The organism is Roseomonas aerilata DSM 19363 (assembly GCF_000711725.1).
GTDB lineage: Bacteria > Pseudomonadota > Alphaproteobacteria > Acetobacterales > Acetobacteraceae > Roseomonas > Roseomonas aerilata.
Map to the genome: position 1 here is coordinate 1 of NZ_JONP01000056.1, position 19,990 is coordinate 19,990.

Here is a 19,990-nt window from a genome sequence, read left to right on the forward strand (position 1 = left end):
CTCCCAAACCGTCGAGGCGCTGCCGCCGCTCTGCCAGCCCGGCTGGACGCGGGCTTGAGGTCAGCATTCTGCGGACTTCGTCCAACTCGGCATTCGGCATCGGACTCTCCCCCGCGATCGGCCGATCGCCGTTCGCATGATGATGTCGTCAATAACAGGGCCGGATCAAACGTCGCTTTTCTGACGCGACCTTGTGCCGAAGTGGTGCAGTGCCTCTCCGACAACACCAGTCACGAGCCGCAGGACTTTGGGCGGGACCGAACCGTCACCAACGTTACGACAGCTAGCACTTCCTCATCAAGCGTCACACTGCGGCCCCAGAGAATGTTCGTGCCCAGCTTCTCTCGCTGCTCCAACTTTCCACGAGACAACTTTTCTCTGGCAGGTTGGGATCGCGCTTCTCCGTGTGTTCTGGCCTCATTTTCCGCACATAGCTTGATACTTCGAGTGCGGAACGAGCGTCGGTTTCTCTCTCCGGAGAGGCCGTTGTCTCCGAACCTTGGGACTTGGGCGATTTAGTCTACAAGGTTTAGCACCTTGTAATCATATTATTTTTTCCCGCCTCGTCTGTGCGAAGTTGGTGTTGCTGTCGCCCAGGCGATTGCGTCGCCGCACAAGACGTACGCTTCTCACCGAGCCTCATAGCTCAACTCGAAGCAGTCCAGCACCCCGAAAGCAGGCTCGCGCGTGGCAGCCATGAACAGTGTGGCGGGCCGGTCAGGGACCTTGCGAGCCCAAGGATCTAATCGGTCAGGAAGGGATTGGTGGAACCCCGCCGCCGTTGCTCCTGGGGCGGGAAAGCGCTGGCGAGATAGCCGACGATGAGCCGGCGCTCCTCACCTTCCAAAACCGGCATTCCGTGCCGCTCCGTCATCCAGTCCATCAGCTCATCCCATCGATCCCGCGCTAGGCGCGAGCGGCGAATGACAGCAGTGCTATGGCAAGCGGTGCAGCGGTAGAACGCTTCCTCCCGGCCATGTCCTTCCGGCAGGGCTTCGGGCGTCTCCGTGATCTGGTCAAGGGTGGCCGTCTGCTCCGGCTGCTCCGGCTGCTCCGGCTGCTCCGGCTGCTCCGGCTGCTCCGGCTGCTGACGCAAAGCTGCCGGCGACGCGGTTGATGCAGGCTCCGCAGCAACGTGACCGGTCGAGAAGCCGCTACCCGAGAGTACCAGAAGCGCGAGGACACCCGCGGACGCGGCAGCGATCGTCTTAGGTGCGCTGGAACGGCATGGCATCTCGCCTTAACCCACCATGATCGCCGCACGGCTGACCGCGTTACTGCCGTAGCCCTGCGGGTTCCAATTGGCGGCGACATGCGGCTGCATCAGCCCGTCGCTGTCGGTGGCGCGGTACCAAACCTCGAAGTAGCCATCCGAAGGCAAGTCTACGCGCCCCGACCAGCGCTGCCAGGCGTAGCGGTTAGCCGGCGAGTCCGTCCGCATCTCCCGCCAGGTGGTACCGAAGTCTACCGAGGCATGCACCGCCCCCACGGTCTTGTCGCCTGCCCAGGCGTGCCCGCGCAGGTGGAGTTCCCGCGTCCCGGCCGGTAGCCGTGTGCCATGCGACAGGTTTGTCAGGACCGAGCGCACCGCCATCGATTCCAGCTCGCGGAAGTCGCTACCGTCGTTGCGGCTGCCCGGCACGATGGGCTGTACGGGGACGCGGTAGCTCGTCCCCCCCATCCCCTGGCCATCATGCGGGCGATCACGAATCCATATCCGCGTCAGCCACTTCTGACTGAGCGAGCCCGGCCAGCCGGGCGTGACGAGCCGCAGCGGCGCGCCATGGATCAGCGGGATGGGCTGGCCGTTCATGCGGATCGCGACCAGCGTGTCCTCGTCCACCGCCTTTTCTATCCGCATCCCGCGGCTGATTGCCTGCCGTTCGCGGTCGCCCGAGAGATGCGGGTCTGCGCCGTAATGGCCGGTGAACTTCCCGCCCTCCTTGAGCCCCGCAGCCTGGAGCAGGTCGCGCAGGCGCACGCCGGTCCATTCGGCGCAGGAGACGGCACCGTTGCCCCACTGATTGCCGCGGGTCTCGGGTGAGAAGAACGACCGGCCGTTGCCGCCGCACTCCATTTGCAAGCGCCGCGTCACCAGCGGGAAGCGGCCGCTTTCCAGCTCGCCCACCGTCAGCTCCAGGGGCTGGTTCACCTCCCCATCGATACGGATCTTCCAGGCGCGCGGATTAGAAGGTGCCTCGGGCACCTGCCCATTGTTGCGGACGAACATCTTCTCTGCCGGAGTGACATCGTCGTCGAGCAGCGTCTCCGGCGTTTCGGCGTTCAACGGGCGCTCGCCCTGCAGGATGAGCGGCGCCTTGCCGCCAAGCTGGACCATGCGGGGCCCACCGCCCACGGAGGTAGGTTGGGCAAGCGCGGCTGGCAGCAATCCACCTGGCAAGCGGGCGGCGAAGGGAATGGTGGCGCCGAGCGCAGCGCCCATCGAGACGAGGGCGGCGCCCTTGAGCGCCCCTCGGCGACCCCAGACCAGCGCGTCAGACCGCTCCGGGTCGTCCTGATAGAGCTCGCGCACGGAACGCTCTGGTTTGCCAAGGAAGGGCATAAGCTTCGTCTCCTCCATTCGCTCTTCGTGTGGTGAAAGCTGGACGTAGGGTGCCATTGGCCGCACTGGCACCGCAACGCCGCGCCCTGATCTCAGCAAACCTTCGAAGAGGTCAGCCCGGTTGGTCGGACGACGTCCAGACAAGCGTCTGATCGATACCTCGACATGCCCAGCTCCAATACAGCTTTCCTTTGACATGTCTGGCAGCCAAGTCGCAGGTTTGGCGGAAGCCTGCAAAGTAAAGGGAGGACGGTCATGTACCTCACCCTTAGACGCTACGCCGACGCGGGGCCGCGGGTGCACGAGGCCGCTCCCCGTATCGAGGCGGGGCTGGTGCCTATCCTAAAGCGATTGCCCGGCTTCAAGGGGTACTGCACCTTTGCCAGCGAGGCTGGGGACGGTGTTTCCATGACCCTCTTTGACAGCGAGGGCCAGGCGACCCGCGCAAACGACGAGGCCCGGACATGGGTTCAGTCAAACCTATTGGACCTGCTGCCGGACCCGCCAGAGGTGTTTGCAGGGCCCGTCGCCATCCAGGCGGGGCCAGAGGGCGGTGAACCCCGCTTCGGCGACGCTGGCAATCAGCTCTATGTGCTCATCCGCAAATTCGAGAACATCAGCGAGCCCGACAAGGCGGAGCAGTTCACGCGAGAGATCTCTATCCCTGCACAGAGCGGCTCGCCCGGGTTCCGCGGCTTCTACGCCGCCTGGGGCGACCCTGCTCGGACGCGCGCCGCCATTGTCGTGCTCTTCGACACGCGCGAGAACGCAGATCAGTCGAACGAGCGCGTCATTGCTCTCATCCACGAGAAAGGTGGTTCAGTCGTTCCTCATCCGACCCGGGTGGTGGCGGGAAGGGCCGTCGTCATCGCGACGGCCACCTGAGATCACCCACGACTGACGCTGTCCGCGCTCACGGATCAACGCCGCGGCCCACTCGATCAGCAGCCGCACGATGTGCACCCACTTGGCCGTAAGGAGCCGGAATACTCGCGAATAAGGCCGATCAGGGACCGGAACTCGCTCCCGCCGAACTACACCGGGGCTCGGCAGCTTCTGGCCGAGACCCACGACCACTCGAGATCGCGACGGGTCCGAAGATTGCGCGGCTCCCGCGCGCAACTCCGTCGTAGGAGGGACGGGCGTCACCGCGGGCTCCGCCGCGACAACCGGGCGACGTCCGCTAGCCCTTGGTCGTCGGCGCGAGGAAAACGTAGTCGGCTGCGTAAGGCACAGCCCGGAACGCGCCGGCCGTCCGGCACGGGCCTTCGATGAGCCCTCCTACTGTATTTACTCGCAGAATCGTCGTGACTGGTCCGAGCCGTCCGTCGCTTCCCGGTCCGCGCTGCTCCGCCACCTCCAGCCGGAGCCACGGAATGTTGCCCGTGCCCGCACCTGGCAGGCGCTCGGTGACACGCCCGACGAGCGTAGCTCCCCCATCAGCCAACTCCCAACTCGGCCCGGCGTAGTGCCGCCCGATGGTGCGGCCCTCCTCTAGCAGCGTCGCGACTGGCTCGCGGAACATCCAGGCAAGGCGGCCGTCCATGCCGGCGCGGCACTCGTAGATCTGCGCCCCCTGCGCGTGGGTCATCGCCACCACCGACAGGCCCGGTGGCGCGGCAATCTCCGGGCCAGGCTGCGCGCGTGCCGTTGGGCCCACCAGGGCGACGACGAGTCCGGCCGCGCACGGCAAAGGGGAGACACGGCGATGGATCATGTTGGTTCCTCCGAGGAAGCCGGTTCTGCCGGCGACGGGCGCGGGGTCCTCTACCCCGCGCCCGATGGTTCCTAACGACCAGGGAGTGACGCGGGCGGCCAGACCGGGGAGATCGGTGCCGCGCTCCCTCACGGAGAGGCGGTGCTCGCGCCGTCGTCGAGCGCCCGGTGGATCGCGCGCTCCGCCACGCGGCGGCCGAGCAAATCCGCCGCAGTCACGTCGCCCGGGTAGTGAATGCCCGCCCAGATCCTCGACTCCCCGGCCTCGCGCGCCAACGCCGCCATGGCCTCGCTGTCACGCGGGAACAGGTGCGCCAGCACCGCCGCGGCCGCCGTCGAGAAGCAAGTGTGCGCCGACGGATAGCTCGGGTGATTTGGCACGGGGATCACCGGGCGGAACTCGCGGTCCAACTGCATCGGCCGGATCGTCCAGTACGCGTACTTCGCGTCCCAGCAAGCAACCCCGCTGTCGTAGAGCGCCACGTTCAGCAAGGCGTAGGCGCGCGCCGCGCGGGCTGCGTCCGCCCCTTGCCCGTACTCCATTAGCAGCCGCCCCGTGTGGTTGTTCCAGTACTCATGGCTGCGCAGACTGCCGGCCGCCGCGTCCCAATAGACGGCGCGGGCGTTGGTGAACGGGGTGCGCTCCACGGCGCGCAGATCTGCCATTTCCGTCGCGCGCTCCACTGAATCGCTCGCTGGCGGCGGTGGCGGCCGGAACTCACCGCCCGAGGACATCAGCCACGGTACCCACCCCGGCGCCTGCGCGAGAGCCGGGTTGGAGCCCGTCCACCCGCCTGGGGCCACTGGCACCGAACCTGTCCAGGGCTGGTCCGTGCGGTCGCGCCTGGCCCGATCCAGCGCCGCAGCCGCGACTTGCCGCCCGAGAGCGGCGCCGGCCGCGACGTCGCTTGGATACGTGACGCCCGCCACCAGTCGCAGCCGCCCGGACTCTTCTGCCAGCCGCGAGAACTCTGCCGCGCGACGTGGGAAGATCTCGGAGAGGATGGTGGCCGCGACAGCCGCGGCGACGGCCTGCTCGTCCGGGTAGGAGGGATTTGCGGGAAGCACGACGGCGGGCCGCAGCCCCTCCTCGGCCGAGCCCGGCCGTGGACGGTTGTACGTCGCCTTGCTGTCCCAGGCGGCAACCATCGCGTCGGCCAGCGCCGTGTGCAGCACCGCCAGGTGCCTCGAGGCGAGATTGACCGGAATGCCGGCCCGCAGCGCCTCCTCCACCGCGATCTGGTTCCAGCGGTAAGACGGCGCGGCGGTGTTCCACCAAGCGATGCGCCCGAGCGTCTCCGCGTCGCGCGAGACCTGCATCGCCCGAAGTTGCCCCGCCTCCGCGAGCGTTGTCGCCGCATCGGGAGGCGGGGGCAGGCGGAACTGGCCCGCCGAGGCCAGTACCCAGGTCCGCCACGTTCCGGGATGGGCCTCGGCGCCGGCCGCGCCGACGGGCTGGGCGCGGCCTGTCCCGCACAGGACGGCCGAGGCGCCGAGGAGCACAACCGCGCCCCACGCGCGGCGGCTCTGTCTCAACCTGTTCATGGTGTTTCTCCTTGATCGCGAGCCACGGCTCTCACCGCCGCGTCACGACGACTTCGAGGTATTCGCTCGGCACGATCAGCGTGCCCGCGCCGCCACGATTCATCCGCTCGATCAGCGCGAGCAGGTCGTTCTCCAGCGCCTCGGCTCCCGCGCCGTCGAGTGCCGCGAAGGCGCGGTTCATCGGGCCGTAGTAGGTCCGGAAGATCTCAAGCATGTGGGCGGCCGAGCGATAGCGGAAGTTGAAGACCTGCTTCGTCGCCGCTACCGCTTGGCCAGGGAACAGCTCGGCCAGCCGCGCCTCGGTGCCCCATAGCGCGGGCGAGCTTAGGCCCGCCGGTGGCGGCAGGTGCCTTCCAATCGTCTTGAAGACCAGGCCGATGAAGCCTTCCGGCGTCCAGTTGGCGAGACCGATCCGGCCGCCGTGGCGCACGACACGGATCAGTTCCGCCGCAGCCGTCTCCTGGTCCGGCGTGAACATGACGCCGAGCGTCGAGAGCGCGACGTCGAAGCTCTCGTCCTCGAAGGGCAGAGCCTCAGCATCGGCGGACTGGAAGGCCACGACGAGGCGCTCGGCTGCAGCACGCTCCCGGCCGCGCTCCAGCAGCTCACCGACATAGTCCGTCGAGGTCACTTGCGTGAAGCGCCGGGCTGCCGCGAGCGTCGCGTTGCCGTTCCCGGCCGCGACATCAAGCACGCGCTCGCCCGCGCGCAGGTCGACGGCCTCGCAGATCCGCTCGCCGATGATCTGCAGGGTGGTGCCGATGACGGCGTAGTCACCCGCCGCCCAGGTCGCCTGCTGACGGGCCTTCACGGCCGCGAGATCGGGTGTCGGAGCGGCTGGCTGGGACAGGGTGGCGGAGGCAGACATAATCATTCTCCTTCGGCTAAAACAGGGCTTCGATGCGCCGCCCCTGGAGGGAGGCGGCATGGGGTCGTGGCGCGGTCGGCAAACACCGTTGCGTTTCCTTCTGCAGTTCGCTGCTATGGTCACCGGCCGCTGCGCGGAGAGGACCCGCGGGCCCGTTGCCCAGCACGTCGCCTCCTCGCCCCCTTCTCGTAGCAGTGGCGCGTGGAAGTGGCCGTGGGAGGCGGCGTGGGAATGCGCATGGAATCGGGACCGATTGGCCAGGGAGATAGCGATCACGCGCTGGAGATCCGCCTCCTCGGGCCGATGACCGTCCTCCAGGCTGGCGTGCCGCTCACACTGCCCGCATCGCGCAAAGTTCGCGCGCTCCTCGCCTACCTCGCTCTGGCCCCGCAGCCAGCTCACCGCGGCCAGCTCTGCGAGTTCCTGTGGGACGTTCCCGACGACCCGCGTGGCGAGCTTCGATGGTGCCTCAGCCGTATCAGGAGCGTCCTGGACGAGCCCGGCTGTCGGCGGGTTGAGACGCGGATGGACGCGGTTGCCTTGGACCTAGCGGGCTGCACCGTCGATGCGGCTGAACTCGACCGCGCTGCCCGGGAAGGCTTCGCTACGCTTCCGATCGCGCGGCTGAGAGCGCTGGCCGATCTTGTTGCGGGTGACTTCCTCGAAGGGCTGGAGATCGAGCGCCAGCCGGCCTTCGACATCTGGCTCGTGGCTGAGCGCCGCCACTTTCGCGAGCTCCACGCCGCGCTGCTGGAACAGCTCGCCAAGCAGATCCCAGACACCGAGGCGTCAGGGATTCTCGACCGCTGGCTCCGGCTCGCTCCCTTCGACCTCCGCCCGCACGAGGCCGTCCTGAACACGCTCGCGCGCCGCGGTCGCCTGCGCGAGGGAGAGGAGCACCTCGCGGCAACGATTCGGCTGTTCGCGGCCGAAGGCCTCGACGCCGCGCCCCTCCGCGCCCTGTGGCGGTCGGCCCTTGCCGGTGGAGGACCGGCCGGACCGGACGACGCGCCGCGGTCCCGGATAGCAGCGAGCCCCGCGCCGCCTCCGGCATCAGCGGAGACTGCATCCGTTGCGGCCCGCCGGGCCTCGGTAGCCGTGATGCCGTTCACCGACCTCACCGCCGGGCCGCTGCCCGGCGGCGGGCTTGCCCACGGCCTTACCTACGACGTGATCACGCGTTTGGCGAAGCTACGGAGCCTGTTCGTCATAGCGCAGGGCACGATGTTCGCGCTGCGGGAGCGCGGCGTCGCACCGGCGGAGGCGGGCCGGACGCTCGGCGTGGACTACGTCGTCAGCGGATCGGTGCAGCGGCGCGGAAAGCGCCTTGCCGTCGCGATCGAACTCGCGGAGGCACGGACCGCTCGCATCGTCTGGGCAGAGGTCTTCGATCATCTAGCGAACGACACATTTCTCGCCCTTGAGGAGATCGGCAATCGCATCGTTGCTTCTATCGTTGGCGAGATCGAGGCGATCGAGCGTAACCTCGCCGTCCTGAAGCCACCGGATTCGCTCGACGCATGGGAGGCACATCACCGCGGCCTCTGGCACATGTACCGCTTCAACAAGACGGACAACGAGCAGGCTCGGCATTTCTTTGAGACGGCTCTGCGCCTCGATCCCACGTTCTCGCGCGCCTATGCCGGCCTTTCCTTTACCCACTGGCAGAACGCGTTCCAGGGCTGGGCAGCGCGGGAGGAGGAAATCGAGCGGGCCTACGCCGCTGCGGGGCAGGGCTTGATGGCCGACGACCGCGACCCCGCCGCTCATTGGGCCATGGGCCGGGCCCTTTGGCTGCGCGGCCGCCACGATCAGTCCGTGGAGGAATTGGGCCGGTCCGTCGAGCTGAGCCCGAACTTCGCGCTCGGACACTACACGCTCGCCTTCGTGCATTCGCTAACCGGCGATCCGACAGCAGCCGTAACTGCCGCCGAGCACTCGCAACGACTCAGCCCCTTCGACCCCCTGCTCTTCGGCATTCTCGGCTCGCGCGCCATGGCGCTCCTGCGCCTCGGCCAGTTCGAGGAGGCGGCCGATGCGGGACTGAAGGCGGCGGCACGCCCGAACGCTCACGCCCATATCTTGGCGATCGCGGCCGTCTCCCTCGCCCTGGCCGAGCGGCTGGACGAGGCACGCGCCCATGTTGCCGCGATCCGCAGGATGCTGCCGAGCTACCGCGTGGACGACCTCATCGCTGCGATGCAACCCGTGCCGCAGGGCGAAAGTCTGTTCCGGGAAGGTGCACGGCGCATAGGCTTGGACTAACGCCGGCTGCAGCATGTCCCAGGACGCACGGCGTATCCGACGGGCACAGTCACGGCGCAAGGCGCAGCCGAGGAACAAGTCGGATCTGGGTTGGTCAGTTTACAGCCTAACGACCCATGGTGCCGTCGCTGACTTCGGCGTACCACCCTTGAATATTCCAGGCGAGCGGCGGCCGCTTCCAGGGAGTGCGGCGTGCATGCTGAGAGGGTGCAGTGGGCGCAAAATGCCTCTGAGTGGGTGGGCGGGGAGCCACCGAGTGCGCGCCCCCCTCTTGAGGCTTGTGCCCAGCCCTGTTGCTCCCAGTTAGCCGGAAGTTGCTTCAATAGTTGAGATGGATCGAGCTGTAGAGGCTGCTGCTATTTCAGCACTGCTCCCACCAGATTCTGTGCCAAGAGCGTCAGCTGCAGCAGCCGCCCGATGTACCCGGCAAGGGCGAGACGCGCGTGGAGTGCTTCCTGGCCGACCTGGGGCTGCGTCGAGGCATCCTGTCCACTCGATCCCTGCTGCTCGAAACTGAGGATGCGGTACTGGAGGGCCGTGGCTCGGTGGACCTCAGGCGTGAGCGCGTGGAGCTTCGTGTCAGGACAGAATCAAAGCACCTCACCTTGGGCGTGGTACCCTCACCGCTGCTGATTAGCGGGACCCTAAAGGCCGCAACCGCCGGACCAGAGCGCTCGGGAGGCAGTGGAGGTGGCCTTGGTGATGTGCTCGCCGCCCTACCCACGATTCAGCTCGGTGTCGGCGACGACCCCCGATGCGAACGGCTGGTCCGCCGCGGGCGGAGATAGCTCTCTCCTCGGCCGCCAAGCTCCTGGCAAACTCAGGCAAAATAGCTGGCACTGAGCCGGTGCATCGGGTCAGGATGAAGCCTAACCTCGGTCACCATTCGCACATAGCACCGCGAGCATCCAGGTAGGGACGTTTATAACAAAGCAAGCATTCGGAGCACTTGAGCCATGAGCGACGACTATATGAAGGAACAGGGCGCGGCTCTCGCCCAGCACCTCCGGCTCACGGATGGTAAGTCAGGCTACGTCGAAGTCACTGCAGACGGATTCCACGTGCACGTCCGCAGGAAATGGGCAGGCAAGCAGATTGCCACTTGGGACGGCATGCCGATCGAATGGCACGAGAATGTCGGCTCGAACAAGGCGGCGAACCGCTGAGCAAGTCGCCACCTCTCTCCGGCCGGGGGGCGGGTTTGTTACAGCAAACTGCCCTGGTCCGACATGGCCGTCCCCGGCCGCACATCACCGCCCGGCAGCTCCTCCTCGGGCTGGTCCGACCGCCCTCGGGCCACGATCGTCAGCATCCTGTCCGGCAGTGGCCGCTGCAGCTCCATCGCCACCGCCCAAGGTGCCGTCATCCAGGTCTCTAGCTCATCCGGCTGGGTCAGAATCACCGGCATCGCTTTCGGATGAACCGGCGCGACCTCCGCATTGGGCTCCGTGGTAAGGAAGGCATAGAGGTCGGTCGTCACCTCACCTTCCTTCACCTTCCGCACTGATGTCCAATGTGGCACCCAGATCCCGGCAAAAAAGGTCAGCGGCCGGTCCTCCCCCAAGGCAAACCACACGGGCTCCGATTTGCCATTCGGCTGGCGCTCCGGCTCGCTGAAGGCGGTCAGCGGCACAATGCAGCGATGCTCAGGTGAGAGCCAGCGGCGCCAGTGCGGCGAGGAGGTGTTGCGGACGTTCGTCACGCCGGGATCAGTCTTCTTGCCCTTCAAGGCGAACGCCGGCGATGGCATGCCCCAGCGCGCCATAGCCAACTCGCGCACACCATCAGTGGCCATACGGACGATCGGAGCCGGATAATCAGGGTAGATGCCGGGCAGTGGCTGCAGGTTGCCAATTCTGTCGCGCATGGCACGAGCGATGTCGCGGATTGCGGCCTGGTTGGTGCGGATGTTGTAGAGATTACACATCCAACGATCGTAGCCAGTGCGTGGTTAAAAAAGGAAGTGTCAGCCATGGCTGCCTGACGCTGATCATCGGAAGGTGCTCTCAAGCGGACCAGGAGGAATACTATTGACTGTTGTTCGCAACGAGAGCCTGAGGCTCCGCTACAGCCAAGCGTCACAGCTGCAAGACCGTCGCCGCCTTAAGCCAGCATCCTTGTATCACCGTCGATAGCGATGGCTTGGCCGGAGATAGTCCGCCCGCGTGGACTGCACAGGAACAAGATCTGGTCTGCCAGCTGCTGCGGAGTCACATAGTCCTTGATGGAGACGTAAGAGAAAGCGGCCTTCTCAACTTCCGAGAAGGGCACGCCGCGCTGCTGCGCCTTGGCCTCCAGCACCCGCCGCTGCCGGTCACCGGCCACCAACCCAGGCAGGATGGCGTTGACGCGGATGCCTGCGTCACCCAGCTCGATCGCGAGGGACTTGGTGAAGCCAATCACTCCCCACTTGGCGGCGGAGTAAGGGCTGCGCAGTGCGAAGCCGAACTGCCCAGCGGCCGAGGACAGATTAATGATGGATGGGTTCGTGCTCGCTCGCAGGTGTGGTACCGCCAGTCGCGCGCAGTTGAACTGGCTAGTCAGGCAGACGTCTAGGCAGCGATCCCAGTCCTCCGGCGCGATGTCCTCCACTCTGCCAGTCGGCCCGGCAATGCCTGCATTGTTCACCAAAACGTCCAGCCCGCCGAGATGTGTGACCGCATCCTTCACTAGCGCCCCCACCTGTGTGCGGTCTGCCACGTCGGCCACGCGGCGTCCCACGCCCGCAGGCAGAGTCGTCAGCCCGGCTTCGTCCAGGTCGCAGGTGAATACCTTTGCGCCTTCGTTCAAAAAGGCCTCGACAATGCCGCGGCCGATTCCATTGGCGCCCGCCGTCACCAGCACGCGCAATCCCTCTATGGCGAGATCCATGGTTTGTCGTTTCCTCCGTCATGCCTCTGCCGGCAGGATGCCGCGGGCGATGATGAACTTTGCCGCCTCATTGATGTCGGCGGCGATGGCAGCCTGAGCGGAGCCGGCGTCGCCGCGTTGTATAGCGGCCAGCGCCTCGGTATGGCAGCGCAGTGCATGGCCGGCGTTCAGCCGATCGCTGCTGGCCCGCAGATCCAGATTTATTACCGGACCGGCTTTCAGCCACAACCCTGCGATGATGGAGCGCAACGTGGGCAGGCCACAGGCGGCATAGATGGCGAAATGCACGTCACGGTTTAGCGCCACGGCCAGCGCCGGATCCGGCTGACGGGCAAGGGTGCGGAACGCTGCCTCTGCGCTGCGGATAGCAGCCAGCTGCGCCGGGGTGCGCAGCGTGGCGGCGCGTCCGGCAGCTAGGCCTTCAATGGCCATACGCGTGTCCGCCAGCTCGCGGAAGCGCGGCACCGTCATGACCGGGACGCGCACCGCTCGGTTTGGCGGAGACTCCAGGGCGCCGTCGGCTACCAGCCGCGACACCGCCTCGCGCACAGGCATCACTGAGACGCCGAGGGCCGCCGCACTGTCGCGCAACGAGAGCTTCTCGCCCGGGGCCAGCCGGCCGGAGATCAGTAGCTCCGACAGATGGGCGTAGATGGCGTCACCCAGCGTGCGGCGGTCTATGGGGAGCAATTCGGCGACAGCGGGGTTCATCGAGATGACGATAGACACGGCCGGACGGCGTTGCCATGATGATTGTGATCTCAGATCGCAGTATCGAGCCCCGTGAACAGGGGCCGGAAGGGAATGTCCATGACCGAATTTCCACGCTCGACCCGTCGTGCGTTGCTGACCGGGGGCGCCGCCTTACTGGCGATGCCCTCGATCTCATATGGCCAAGCGGATGTCCTGAAGATCGGGCACTTGACACCGCGCACCGGTTTCCTTGGCCCTCTGGGCGAGTTTGCTGTTCAAGCTGCCGCCCTAGCGGCTGAGCAAATCAACGCCGCCGGTGGCATCAACGGCCGTAAGGTCGAGGTGCTGTTCGAGGACAGTGTGAACCCGCAAACCGCATCGTCGAAGGCCGAGCGCTACACGCAGCGCGACAAGGTCACCTGCATCGTAGGCGAGATCAATTCCGCCTCGGCCCTGGCGATCGGCCAGGTAGTGCAGCGGGAAAAGGTACTGTTCATCAACACCGGCGCCAATTCCGACGCGCTGCGCGGCAGTGATTGCCGTCGCTACATGTTCCACACCGAAGCCCAAAACACGATGATGGTGAAGGCTGCCGGCCGCGCGATCCTCGACCAGGGGCTGGTGCGCGGCAAAAGGTATTACGCCCTGACCGCCGACTATGCCTTTGGCCACGACCTGCTGCGCGTCGCCAACAAGTACCTGAGCGAGAACGGCGGGTCGATCGGCGGCTCCGACCTTGTGCCGACTGAACTGACCGATTTTTCGCCCTTCCTGCTGAAGCTGCGGCAGGCGCGGCCGGACGTGGTGATCTGCAACCTCGCCGGCGCGCAGATCACCAACTTCCTAAAGCAGTACAGCGAGTTCGGGCTGCGCTTCCCGGTCGCGGGCTTTGGCTTCGACACGGCGCTGGCCTGGGGCGCGGGGCCGGGCAATTTCCTCGGGACCTGGCCGGTGGTCTGGCACCACCTGCTGGAAGCGCCGTCCGCCAAGGCCTTCACCGCCGCCTTCCGGGCTAAGTACAACCGCCCGCCCGAGAACCAGGGCTGGAGCGACTACACCGCGATGAAGGTGATCGCGCAGTCGATGAACGAGATCAAGAGCATCGATCCGACCAAGGTCGTGGAACACCTGGAGAGCGGCGCGAAGTTTGACGTCTTTAAGTCCCGCGAAGGCTATTTCCGCGCCGCCGATCACCAGCTGATGATGGAAATGTTCGCGATCACCGCCCTGCCGGCCGGCCAGGCGAGGAACGCCTACGACATTTTCACGACCTCCGCCGCCATGCCCGCCGCCAGCGAAAACCTGGAGACGATGGCCGCCAGTAAGGAGGAAAACGCCTGCACCTTCCCGGCCTGATGCGCCGATCGCGCCCGCGCTAAATGGCGCGGGCGCCCCGCCACCCCGGGAGATCCGCTTTGGAATTCGTTTTCATCCTGGAGCAGGTGCTGAACGGCCTGCTTATCGGAGCCAATTACCTACTTATCGCACTGGGCCTCTCGTTGATCTTCAGCCTGGGCGGCGTGGTAAATCTGGCTCATGGCGCCTTCTATGCCGTCGGCGCCTACCTGACTGTGGCACTGGCGCCCAGCATCGGCTTCGGCGGCGCCGTCATCGTCTCGCCGTTTCTGGTGGCGCTGCTAGGGCTGGTGATCGAGCGCCTTCTGCTCAGCCGCTTCTATCGCGGTGACCCGATCCTCAGCCTGCTTCTGACCTTCGGGCTGGCGATGGTGGCCGAGCAGTCGCTTCGCATGATTTTCGGCGCCGCCCCGGTGCCATTTTCTATCCCGCTGTTTCTGCGTGGTCAGGTCTTCCTGGGTGAATTCATCTACTCCAAGTACCGCCTACTGATTCTGCTGGTCGCCGTCGTCTGCGTCGCCGGGCTGTGGCTGCTGCTGAAGCGCACCGCATTCGGCCGCGTGGTGCGCGCCGGCGTGCAGAATCCGGACATGGTGGCAGCGCTGGGTATCTCACTTAAGCCGTACATGACCGCGGTGGTGATGATCGCGGTGGCGCTCGCCGCGCTGGCAGGCACCATGATGGCGCCGGTCACCGGCGTCACGCCCACGATGGGTGCCGAGATCCTGACCTTCGCCTTTGTCGTCGTCGTCATCGGTGGGCTCGGCTCGTTCTGGGGCGTGGTCTGTGCCGCAATGATTGTCGGCATCGTGCGCGGCCTCGCCGCCTATGCCTTTCCCCCGGCCACCGAGGCCGCCGTCTACCTGCTGATGGTGCTCGTCCTGCTGCTGCGTCCGCGCGGCCTGTTCGGCGAACGTATCCAGCGCTTCGAATAGGGCACCGCGAACATGATGCGGAACGCATGGGCGCGCGAGCTGCGCCCGCTGCTCATCGCGTTGGCAGGGCTAGTGGTTCTGCCCTTCCTGATGGACGCGCTCGGCCTGACCATGACCACCGGCACGGATGTGGTGGTCTTCGCACTGGCCGTGATGGGATTGAACATCCTGGTCGGCTGGACCGGGTTGGTCTCCTTTGGCCATGGCGCTTGGTTCGGCATCGGCGCCTATGCCGCCGCCCTGATTCAGCGCCACTATCTGCCGGGCGGCATGGTGATGCCGGCGGTAGGTGCCCTGGTCGTCGTGGCGGGGCTGTCCTTCGTTGCGGGGCTGCTGATCCTGCGGCGGCGCGGGGTCTATTTCTCCCTGCTGACGCTAGCCTTCACCGCCATGCTATTCTCCATCGCCTTCCGCTGGACGGAGCTGACCGGCGGCGAGAACGGGCTTGGCAACGTGACCCGCTGGGAAGCGCTGCAGAACGCCAACAGCTATTACATGGTGGTTGCCGGCGTAGCGCTGGTGGTGCTCTGGGCCCTCTGGCGCCTGCGCCGCTCGCCGGTCGGCACCGTGCTGGTCGCAATCCGTGAGAACGAGGGGCGCACCGGCTTCCTCGGCTATGACAGCAACAGGTACAAGCTGCTGGCCTTCATCCTGTCGGCCACGATCACCGGGCTGGCCGGCGTGCTCAGCGTCTATAATCACCGCTTCGCCTCGGCCGATCCGATCAATCTTGCTTTCTCGGGCGAGCTGCTGGCGATGGTTGTCATCGGCGGCATGCGCAGCTTCCTGGGGCCCGCCCTTGGCGCATTGTTCTACATTCTGTTTCGCGAGTTCTTGTCGATCTATACGGCCAACTGGCTGCTGGTCTTCGGCATTCTGTTCGTGGGTTTCATCGTTTTCTCGCCCGATGGATTGGTGGGCATCGGCAGGCGCGTGCTGGGGCTGGTGCGGCCGAAGCCGCCCGCGGATGCGGCCGCGATGGCCGCGCGCCGCGCCGGGGCCACCGGCCGCATTCCGGCGCGCTTTATCCGTGAGGGTGCGTCACAAGGCCCTGTGCTGGTGGCGCAGGACATGCAGAAGTCTTTCGGCTCCGTGCGGGCCGTGCGCGGCGTCTCCTTCACGGTGGAGGACAAGCAGCTGCACGCGCTCATCGGCCCTAACGGTGCCGGCAAGACCAGCGCCTTCAATCTGCTGTCCGGCATGTTCCCGCTGGACCGGGGGCATGTGCTGCTGGATGGGCAGCGGGTAGACGGCATGCCACCGCACGCCATCACCCGTGCCGGGTTGGGCCGATCCTTCCAGATCACCAACCTGTTTCCCGGGCTTTCGGTGGAGGAGAATATCCGCCTCGCCGTGCAGGCCCGCCACCCGGCGCGCTTCTCGCTGTTCCGCGATGCCAGCAGGATCGCGGACCTTCGCGACGACACGACCGAGCTGCTGCGCTGGACCGGCATGGCTGGCGTGGAGGATGCCGAGGCTGGCAGCCTCTCCTATGGTGGCCAGCGCCTGCTCGACATGGGGCTGGCGCTTGCGACCAGGCCGCGCATCCTGCTGCTGGACGAACCTCTGGCCGGTCTCGCCGCCGCCGAGCGCGAGCGGGTGGGTGACCTGATCAAGACGCTTTCGGCCGACATCCCGGTGCTGCTGGTGGAGCACGACATCGACCGGGTCTTCCGCATGGCCGACCGTGTGACGGTGATGGCCGATGGCGAGGTGCTGGTCGATGGCAGCGTCGCCGACGCGCGGGACGATGCGCGGGTGCAGGCGGTCTATCTCGGCGCCGGCGCCCATGCGCTGGCGGAGAAGCCGCGGCCCTCCGCCGTGCAGGATGCGCCGCTGCTGGTGCTGGAGAAGGTGAACACCTTTTACGGCAAGTCGCACATCCTGAACGACATCTCGCTGACCGTGCGGCAGAATGAAGTGGTCGCGCTGCTCGGCCGCAACGGCGCCGGCAAGTCGACGCTGCTGAAGACGCTGATCGGCACCGCGCGCCCCGGATCCGGCAGCATCACCCTGGCGGGAGACCCGATCGCGGGCATGACACCGGACAAGGTGGCGCGGCGCGGCGTCGGCTTCGTGCCGCAAGGCAGGGCGCTGTTCGCCGGCATGACGGTGGGCGAGAACCTCGGCCTCGGCCGGCTCAAGCGCATCACTGGCGCCGGAGTCCACTGGGAGCAGGAGCGTATCCTGGAATACTTCCCGCGCCTGCGGGAACGCTGGAATGTGGCGGCGGATCGGCTCTCGGGCGGCGAGCAGCAAATGGTGGCGGTGGCCCGCGCTCTCTCAGGAGACACGCGGCTGCTGCTGCTGGACGAGCCCTTCGAGGGCCTGTCCCCCGCCGTCACTGAGGAACTCTTCGAGACCTTCGATAAGCTGCGACAGGAAGTCTCCATCATTATCGTCGACCATCACCTCGACCTGGCGCTCGCAATTTCGGACCGCACCGTGGCGCTGGAACGCGGCACGGTGCAGTGGAGCGGCGAGTCCCGCCTGCTGCGTGAGGACGAGGAATTGCGCAGGAAGGTGCTGTGGCTATGAGCCAAACCGTCGCCATCATCGGGAGCGGCCTGATCGGCCGCGCCTGGGGCATGATTTTCGCCCGCGCCGGCTGGGACGTCCGGCTCTGGGACCCGGTGGAGGGCGTGGCCACCTCCGCGGTCGGCCTCTGCGCCGAGGGGTTGCGGGATCTTGCCGCGCACGGGCTGTGCGACGATCCGGCCGGCGCCGCCATGCGCATTGCCGCCAGTACCACGCTGGAGGAGGCCGTCGGCACCGCCGCCTTCATCCAGGAAAACGGCCCCGAGAGGTTGGACGTCAAGCGCGACCTTTTCGCGCGGCTGGACGCGGCGGCTCCGGCCGAGGCGATCATCGCCTCCTCCTCCTCCGCTATCCGGGTCTCCCTGTTCACCGAGGGCCTACCCGGCCGCTCGCGCTGCCTGATCGGCCATCCCGTCAACCCGCCACACCTCATCCCGCTGGTGGAGCTGTCCGGGGCCGACTGGACAGCGCCCGAGACCATCACCCGCGCGCGCGGCATCTACCAAGCAATTGGCCAGGTGCCGGTTACGGTGCTGAAGGAGGTGGAGGGCTTCATCCTTAACCGCCTGCAGGGCGCGCTGCTGGCCGAGGCCTTCAGGTTGGTCTCCGAAGGCTATGTCACGCCGGCGGACCTGGACCTGACGGTTTCGGAAGGCCTGGGGCTGCGCTGGAGCTTCCTCGGCCCCTTCGCGACGATCGAGCTGAACGCGCCGGGCGGGGTCGAAGACTACTGTGCCCGCTACACCGGCTTCTACAAGCGCCTCGCCGCCGAACCGGCGCCACCCGCCGTTTATGAGGGCGAGGCAGTGGCCGCGATCATGCAGCAATGGACCTCGGAACGAGACCTGCCGGCCAAGATGCGCTGGCGCGACCGCCGACTAGCGGCGCTGCGGGCCCACAAGGCATCTGCCGAGAAGGAAGGCTGACCATCATGGCGACCAAGCGCAAAGTTATCATCACCTGCGCCGTGACGGGCGCGATCCACACCCCCTCGATGTCGCCTTACCTGCCAGTGACGCCGGAGGAGATCACGGAAGCCGCGATTGGCGCCGCCGAGGCAGGCGCCGCCATCGTCCACCTGCACGCCCGCGACCCCCAAACCGGCCAGCCCGACCAGTCGCCCGAGGCGTTCAGCAAGTTCCTGCCGGTCATTAAGCAGCGTTCCAACGTGGTGGTGAACCTCACCACCGGTGGCGCGCCGACCATGACGATCCAGGAACGGGTACGGCCGGCTGCGACGTTCAAGCCGGAGGTGGCCTCACTGAACCTGGGATCCATGAACTTCGGCCTGTTTGGCATGCTCAACCGCTTCAAGGACCTGAAGCACCAGTGGGAGCGTGACTATCTCGGCAACAAGGACATTATCTTCCGTAACAGCTTCGGGGATATCGAGCATATCCTGACGACCTGCGCCGGCAACGACACACGTTTTGAATTCGAGTGCTACGATACTGCCCACCTTTACAACTTGAAGTACTTCTACGATCAGGGAATGGTCAAGGCGCCGTTGTTCATCCAGACGGTGTTCGGCCTGCAGGGCGGCATTGGCAACCACCCGGAGGATGTGCTGCACATGAAGCGCACGGCAGACCGGCTGTTCTGTGACAAATACCAATGGTCGGTGCTCGGCGCCGGGCGGCAGCAGTTGAACATCGCCGCGATGGCCGCTGCGATGGGCGGCAATATCCGCGTGGGGCTGGAGGATAGTCTTTGGGCCGGCCCCGGCCGCCTGGCCCAGACCAATGCTGAACAGGTCCGGGCTGCGCGACAGATCATCGAAGGGCTCGGCTTTGAGGTGGCAACGCCGGATGAGGCGCGCGAGATGTTATCGCTCAAGGGCGGCGACAGGGTGGGTTTCTGAACAGGCCCAGGACGGGAGGCACCCCGTTTCAGTGTTGTTGCGGGGGTCGCTGGAGTGAGAGATAAAAGGCGAGGGCTCGTGGCATGCGGAAGCGTTAGCAAACAGGAAGCTTGCGCAGCCCCTCAGAACTCGGCGACCCGTGGCAACCTGAAAGCTTGAATTTCGCCGAGCTTGGTCTTGTAGGCTGGGTAGGGCGCGGTACGGCGGAGGCGACCGCAGGTCATCACGGCCGCGGCGATCCAGACGGGATTGACGTCGAAGGTCCTCTCCAGCACTCGCCGCGGGCGGAAGGCGACACCTGGATGCTGAACTGGCATGCGCTGCACAAGAGCACACGATCACGGCGTCGGTCGGACCTGGCGATCGACATGCTTACCGACCGCGGGACGGGCCGCGGCACCTGACGATTGATGTCATGGCGCTCAGGACGGTGGGGCGGCACCGCTCAACCCAGGACCGCGCGCCCCAGAGAATGTTTGCGCCCGGTTTCTCTCGCTGCTCCAACTTTCCACAAGACAACTTTTCTCTGGTAGGTTGGTATCGCGTTTCTCCGTGTGTTCTGGCCTCACTTTTCGCAAATAGCTTGATACTTCGGCTGCGGAACGAGCGCCGTTTTGCCTCTCCGGAGAGGCCGTGGTCTCCAAAGCTTGGGACTTGGGCGATTTAGTCTACAAGGTTTAGTGCCTTGTAATCAGGTTAGTTTCCGCTGCAGCGTCCTTGCGAAGTTGGTGTTGCTGTCGCCCAGGCGATTGCTGTTCCAGCCTAAGCGGATGCTTCAG

Annotated in this window: 16 protein-coding genes; 8 read left to right on the forward strand and 8 right to left on the reverse strand. The window is 66.2% G+C overall.

The genetic code is table 11. From position 1 onward, the window contains the following. Positions 1 to 742: 742 nt before the first annotated feature. Entirely contained in the window at positions 743 to 1,234 is a 492-nt protein-coding gene (locus BO39_RS26435) for a hypothetical protein (protein ID WP_156963955.1), read from the reverse strand. Positions 1,235 to 1,240: 6 nt separating this feature from the next. Then, positions 1,241 to 2,533: a sulfite oxidase gene (locus tag BO39_RS26440; RefSeq protein WP_245615423.1), complete on the reverse strand. Its 1,293-nt coding sequence runs from the start codon at positions 2,531 to 2,533 to the stop codon at positions 1,241 to 1,243. 285 nt (positions 2,534 to 2,818) lie between these two features. On the opposite strand from BO39_RS26440, the gene BO39_RS30530 reads away from it, so the two are divergent. Beyond that, positions 2,819 to 3,448: a hypothetical protein gene (locus BO39_RS30530; RefSeq protein WP_052402818.1), complete on the forward strand. Its 630-nt coding sequence runs from the start codon at positions 2,819 to 2,821 to the stop codon at positions 3,446 to 3,448. A 298-nt stretch (positions 3,449 to 3,746) separates the two neighbouring features. Here BO39_RS30530 and BO39_RS26450 read toward each other — a convergent pair whose 3' ends face one another. From BO39_RS26450 to BO39_RS26460, 3 genes are all read right to left on the reverse strand, one after another. Further along, positions 3,747 to 4,280, reverse strand: a complete 534-nt coding sequence (locus tag BO39_RS26450) for a DUF3455 domain-containing protein (protein WP_052402819.1) — start codon at positions 4,278 to 4,280, stop codon at positions 3,747 to 3,749. Positions 4,281 to 4,408: 128 nt separating this feature from the next. Continuing rightward, positions 4,409 to 5,824, reverse strand: a complete 1,416-nt coding sequence (locus BO39_RS26455) for a phosphatase PAP2 family protein (protein ID WP_156963956.1) — start codon at positions 5,822 to 5,824, stop codon at positions 4,409 to 4,411. 31 nt (positions 5,825 to 5,855) lie between these two features. Beyond that, positions 5,856 to 6,692, reverse strand: a complete 837-nt coding sequence (locus BO39_RS26460) for a class I SAM-dependent methyltransferase (protein WP_043839426.1) — start codon at positions 6,690 to 6,692, stop codon at positions 5,856 to 5,858. Between the two features lie 237 nt (positions 6,693 to 6,929). On the opposite strand from BO39_RS26460, the gene BO39_RS26465 reads away from it, so the two are divergent. Together BO39_RS26465 and BO39_RS26470 are read left to right on the forward strand one after the other, a co-directional pair. Beyond that, positions 6,930 to 8,957 (forward strand): transcriptional regulator, encoded by a 2,028-nt coding sequence (locus tag BO39_RS26465; RefSeq protein ID WP_084698561.1) that lies wholly within the window; start codon positions 6,930 to 6,932, stop codon positions 8,955 to 8,957. Positions 8,958 to 9,913: 956 nt separating this feature from the next. After that, positions 9,914 to 10,123, forward strand: coding sequence for a hypothetical protein (locus tag BO39_RS26470; protein WP_043839430.1), 210 nt, complete (start codon positions 9,914 to 9,916; stop codon positions 10,121 to 10,123). A gap of 38 nt (positions 10,124 to 10,161) precedes the next feature. Here the strand turns inward: BO39_RS26470 and BO39_RS26475 are convergent, their stop codons facing one another. From BO39_RS26475 to BO39_RS26485, 3 genes are all read right to left on the reverse strand, one after another. Then, positions 10,162 to 10,884: an SOS response-associated peptidase gene (locus BO39_RS26475; protein ID WP_052402822.1), complete on the reverse strand. Its 723-nt coding sequence runs from the start codon at positions 10,882 to 10,884 to the stop codon at positions 10,162 to 10,164. A gap of 176 nt (positions 10,885 to 11,060) precedes the next feature. Beyond that, on the reverse strand, positions 11,061 to 11,828 hold the full coding sequence (locus BO39_RS26480) for an SDR family oxidoreductase (protein WP_043839432.1): 768 nt from the start codon (positions 11,826 to 11,828) through the stop codon (positions 11,061 to 11,063). A gap of 18 nt (positions 11,829 to 11,846) precedes the next feature. Continuing rightward, complete coding sequence (locus tag BO39_RS26485) at positions 11,847 to 12,557, reverse strand: GntR family transcriptional regulator (RefSeq protein WP_245615424.1); 711 nt, start codon at positions 12,555 to 12,557, stop codon at positions 11,847 to 11,849. An 81-nt stretch (positions 12,558 to 12,638) separates the two neighbouring features. On the opposite strand from BO39_RS26485, the gene BO39_RS26490 reads away from it, so the two are divergent. Genes BO39_RS26490 through kce form a run of 5 tightly spaced genes read left to right on the forward strand, consistent with a single transcriptional unit; the run spans position 12,639 to position 19,211 of the window. Further along, positions 12,639 to 13,877, forward strand: a complete 1,239-nt coding sequence (locus BO39_RS26490) for an ABC transporter substrate-binding protein (RefSeq protein ID WP_043839452.1) — start codon at positions 12,639 to 12,641, stop codon at positions 13,875 to 13,877. Positions 13,878 to 13,936: 59 nt separating this feature from the next. Further along, positions 13,937 to 14,812: a branched-chain amino acid ABC transporter permease gene (locus tag BO39_RS26495; RefSeq protein WP_043839434.1), complete on the forward strand. Its 876-nt coding sequence runs from the start codon at positions 13,937 to 13,939 to the stop codon at positions 14,810 to 14,812. A 12-nt stretch (positions 14,813 to 14,824) separates the two neighbouring features. Then, positions 14,825 to 17,350 (forward strand): branched-chain amino acid ABC transporter ATP-binding protein/permease, encoded by a 2,526-nt coding sequence (locus BO39_RS26500; protein ID WP_043839436.1) that lies wholly within the window; start codon positions 14,825 to 14,827, stop codon positions 17,348 to 17,350. Beyond that, positions 17,347 to 18,276, forward strand: coding sequence for a 3-hydroxyacyl-CoA dehydrogenase (locus BO39_RS26505; protein ID WP_043839438.1), 930 nt, complete (start codon positions 17,347 to 17,349; stop codon positions 18,274 to 18,276). Before BO39_RS26500 ends, BO39_RS26505 begins: the two co-directional genes overlap by 4 nt. Positions 18,277 to 18,281: 5 nt before the next feature. Then, positions 18,282 to 19,211: a 3,5-dioxohexanoate:acetyl-CoA acetone transferase gene (kce, locus tag BO39_RS26510; protein ID WP_043839440.1), complete on the forward strand. Its 930-nt coding sequence runs from the start codon at positions 18,282 to 18,284 to the stop codon at positions 19,209 to 19,211. Positions 19,212 to 19,990 lie beyond the last annotated feature (779 nt).

Coding starts and splice junctions, on each gene's coding strand:
- BO39_RS26435 (WP_156963955.1), bottom strand. CDS start 1,234: ATGCCATGCCGTTCCAGCGCACCTAAGACGATCGCTGCCGCGTCCGCG.
- BO39_RS26450 (WP_052402819.1), bottom strand. CDS start 4,280: ATGATCCATCGCCGTGTCTCCCCTTTGCCGTGCGCGGCCGGACTCGTC.
- BO39_RS26490 (WP_043839452.1), top strand. CDS start 12,639: ATGACCGAATTTCCACGCTCGACCCGTCGTGCGTTGCTGACCGGGGGC.
- BO39_RS26505 (WP_043839438.1), top strand. CDS start 17,347: ATGAGCCAAACCGTCGCCATCATCGGGAGCGGCCTGATCGGCCGCGCC.
- BO39_RS26470 (WP_043839430.1), top strand. CDS start 9,914: ATGAGCGACGACTATATGAAGGAACAGGGCGCGGCTCTCGCCCAGCAC.
- BO39_RS26500 (WP_043839436.1), top strand. CDS start 14,825: ATGATGCGGAACGCATGGGCGCGCGAGCTGCGCCCGCTGCTCATCGCG.
- BO39_RS26455 (WP_156963956.1), bottom strand. CDS start 5,824: ATGAACAGGTTGAGACAGAGCCGCCGCGCGTGGGGCGCGGTTGTGCTC.
- BO39_RS30530 (WP_052402818.1), top strand. CDS start 2,819: ATGTACCTCACCCTTAGACGCTACGCCGACGCGGGGCCGCGGGTGCAC.
- BO39_RS26480 (WP_043839432.1), bottom strand. CDS start 11,828: ATGGATCTCGCCATAGAGGGATTGCGCGTGCTGGTGACGGCGGGCGCC.
- kce (WP_043839440.1), top strand. CDS start 18,282: ATGGCGACCAAGCGCAAAGTTATCATCACCTGCGCCGTGACGGGCGCG.
- BO39_RS26465 (WP_084698561.1), top strand. CDS start 6,930: ATGGAATCGGGACCGATTGGCCAGGGAGATAGCGATCACGCGCTGGAG.
- BO39_RS26460 (WP_043839426.1), bottom strand. CDS start 6,692: ATGTCTGCCTCCGCCACCCTGTCCCAGCCAGCCGCTCCGACACCCGAT.
- BO39_RS26475 (WP_052402822.1), bottom strand. CDS start 10,884: ATGTGTAATCTCTACAACATCCGCACCAACCAGGCCGCAATCCGCGAC.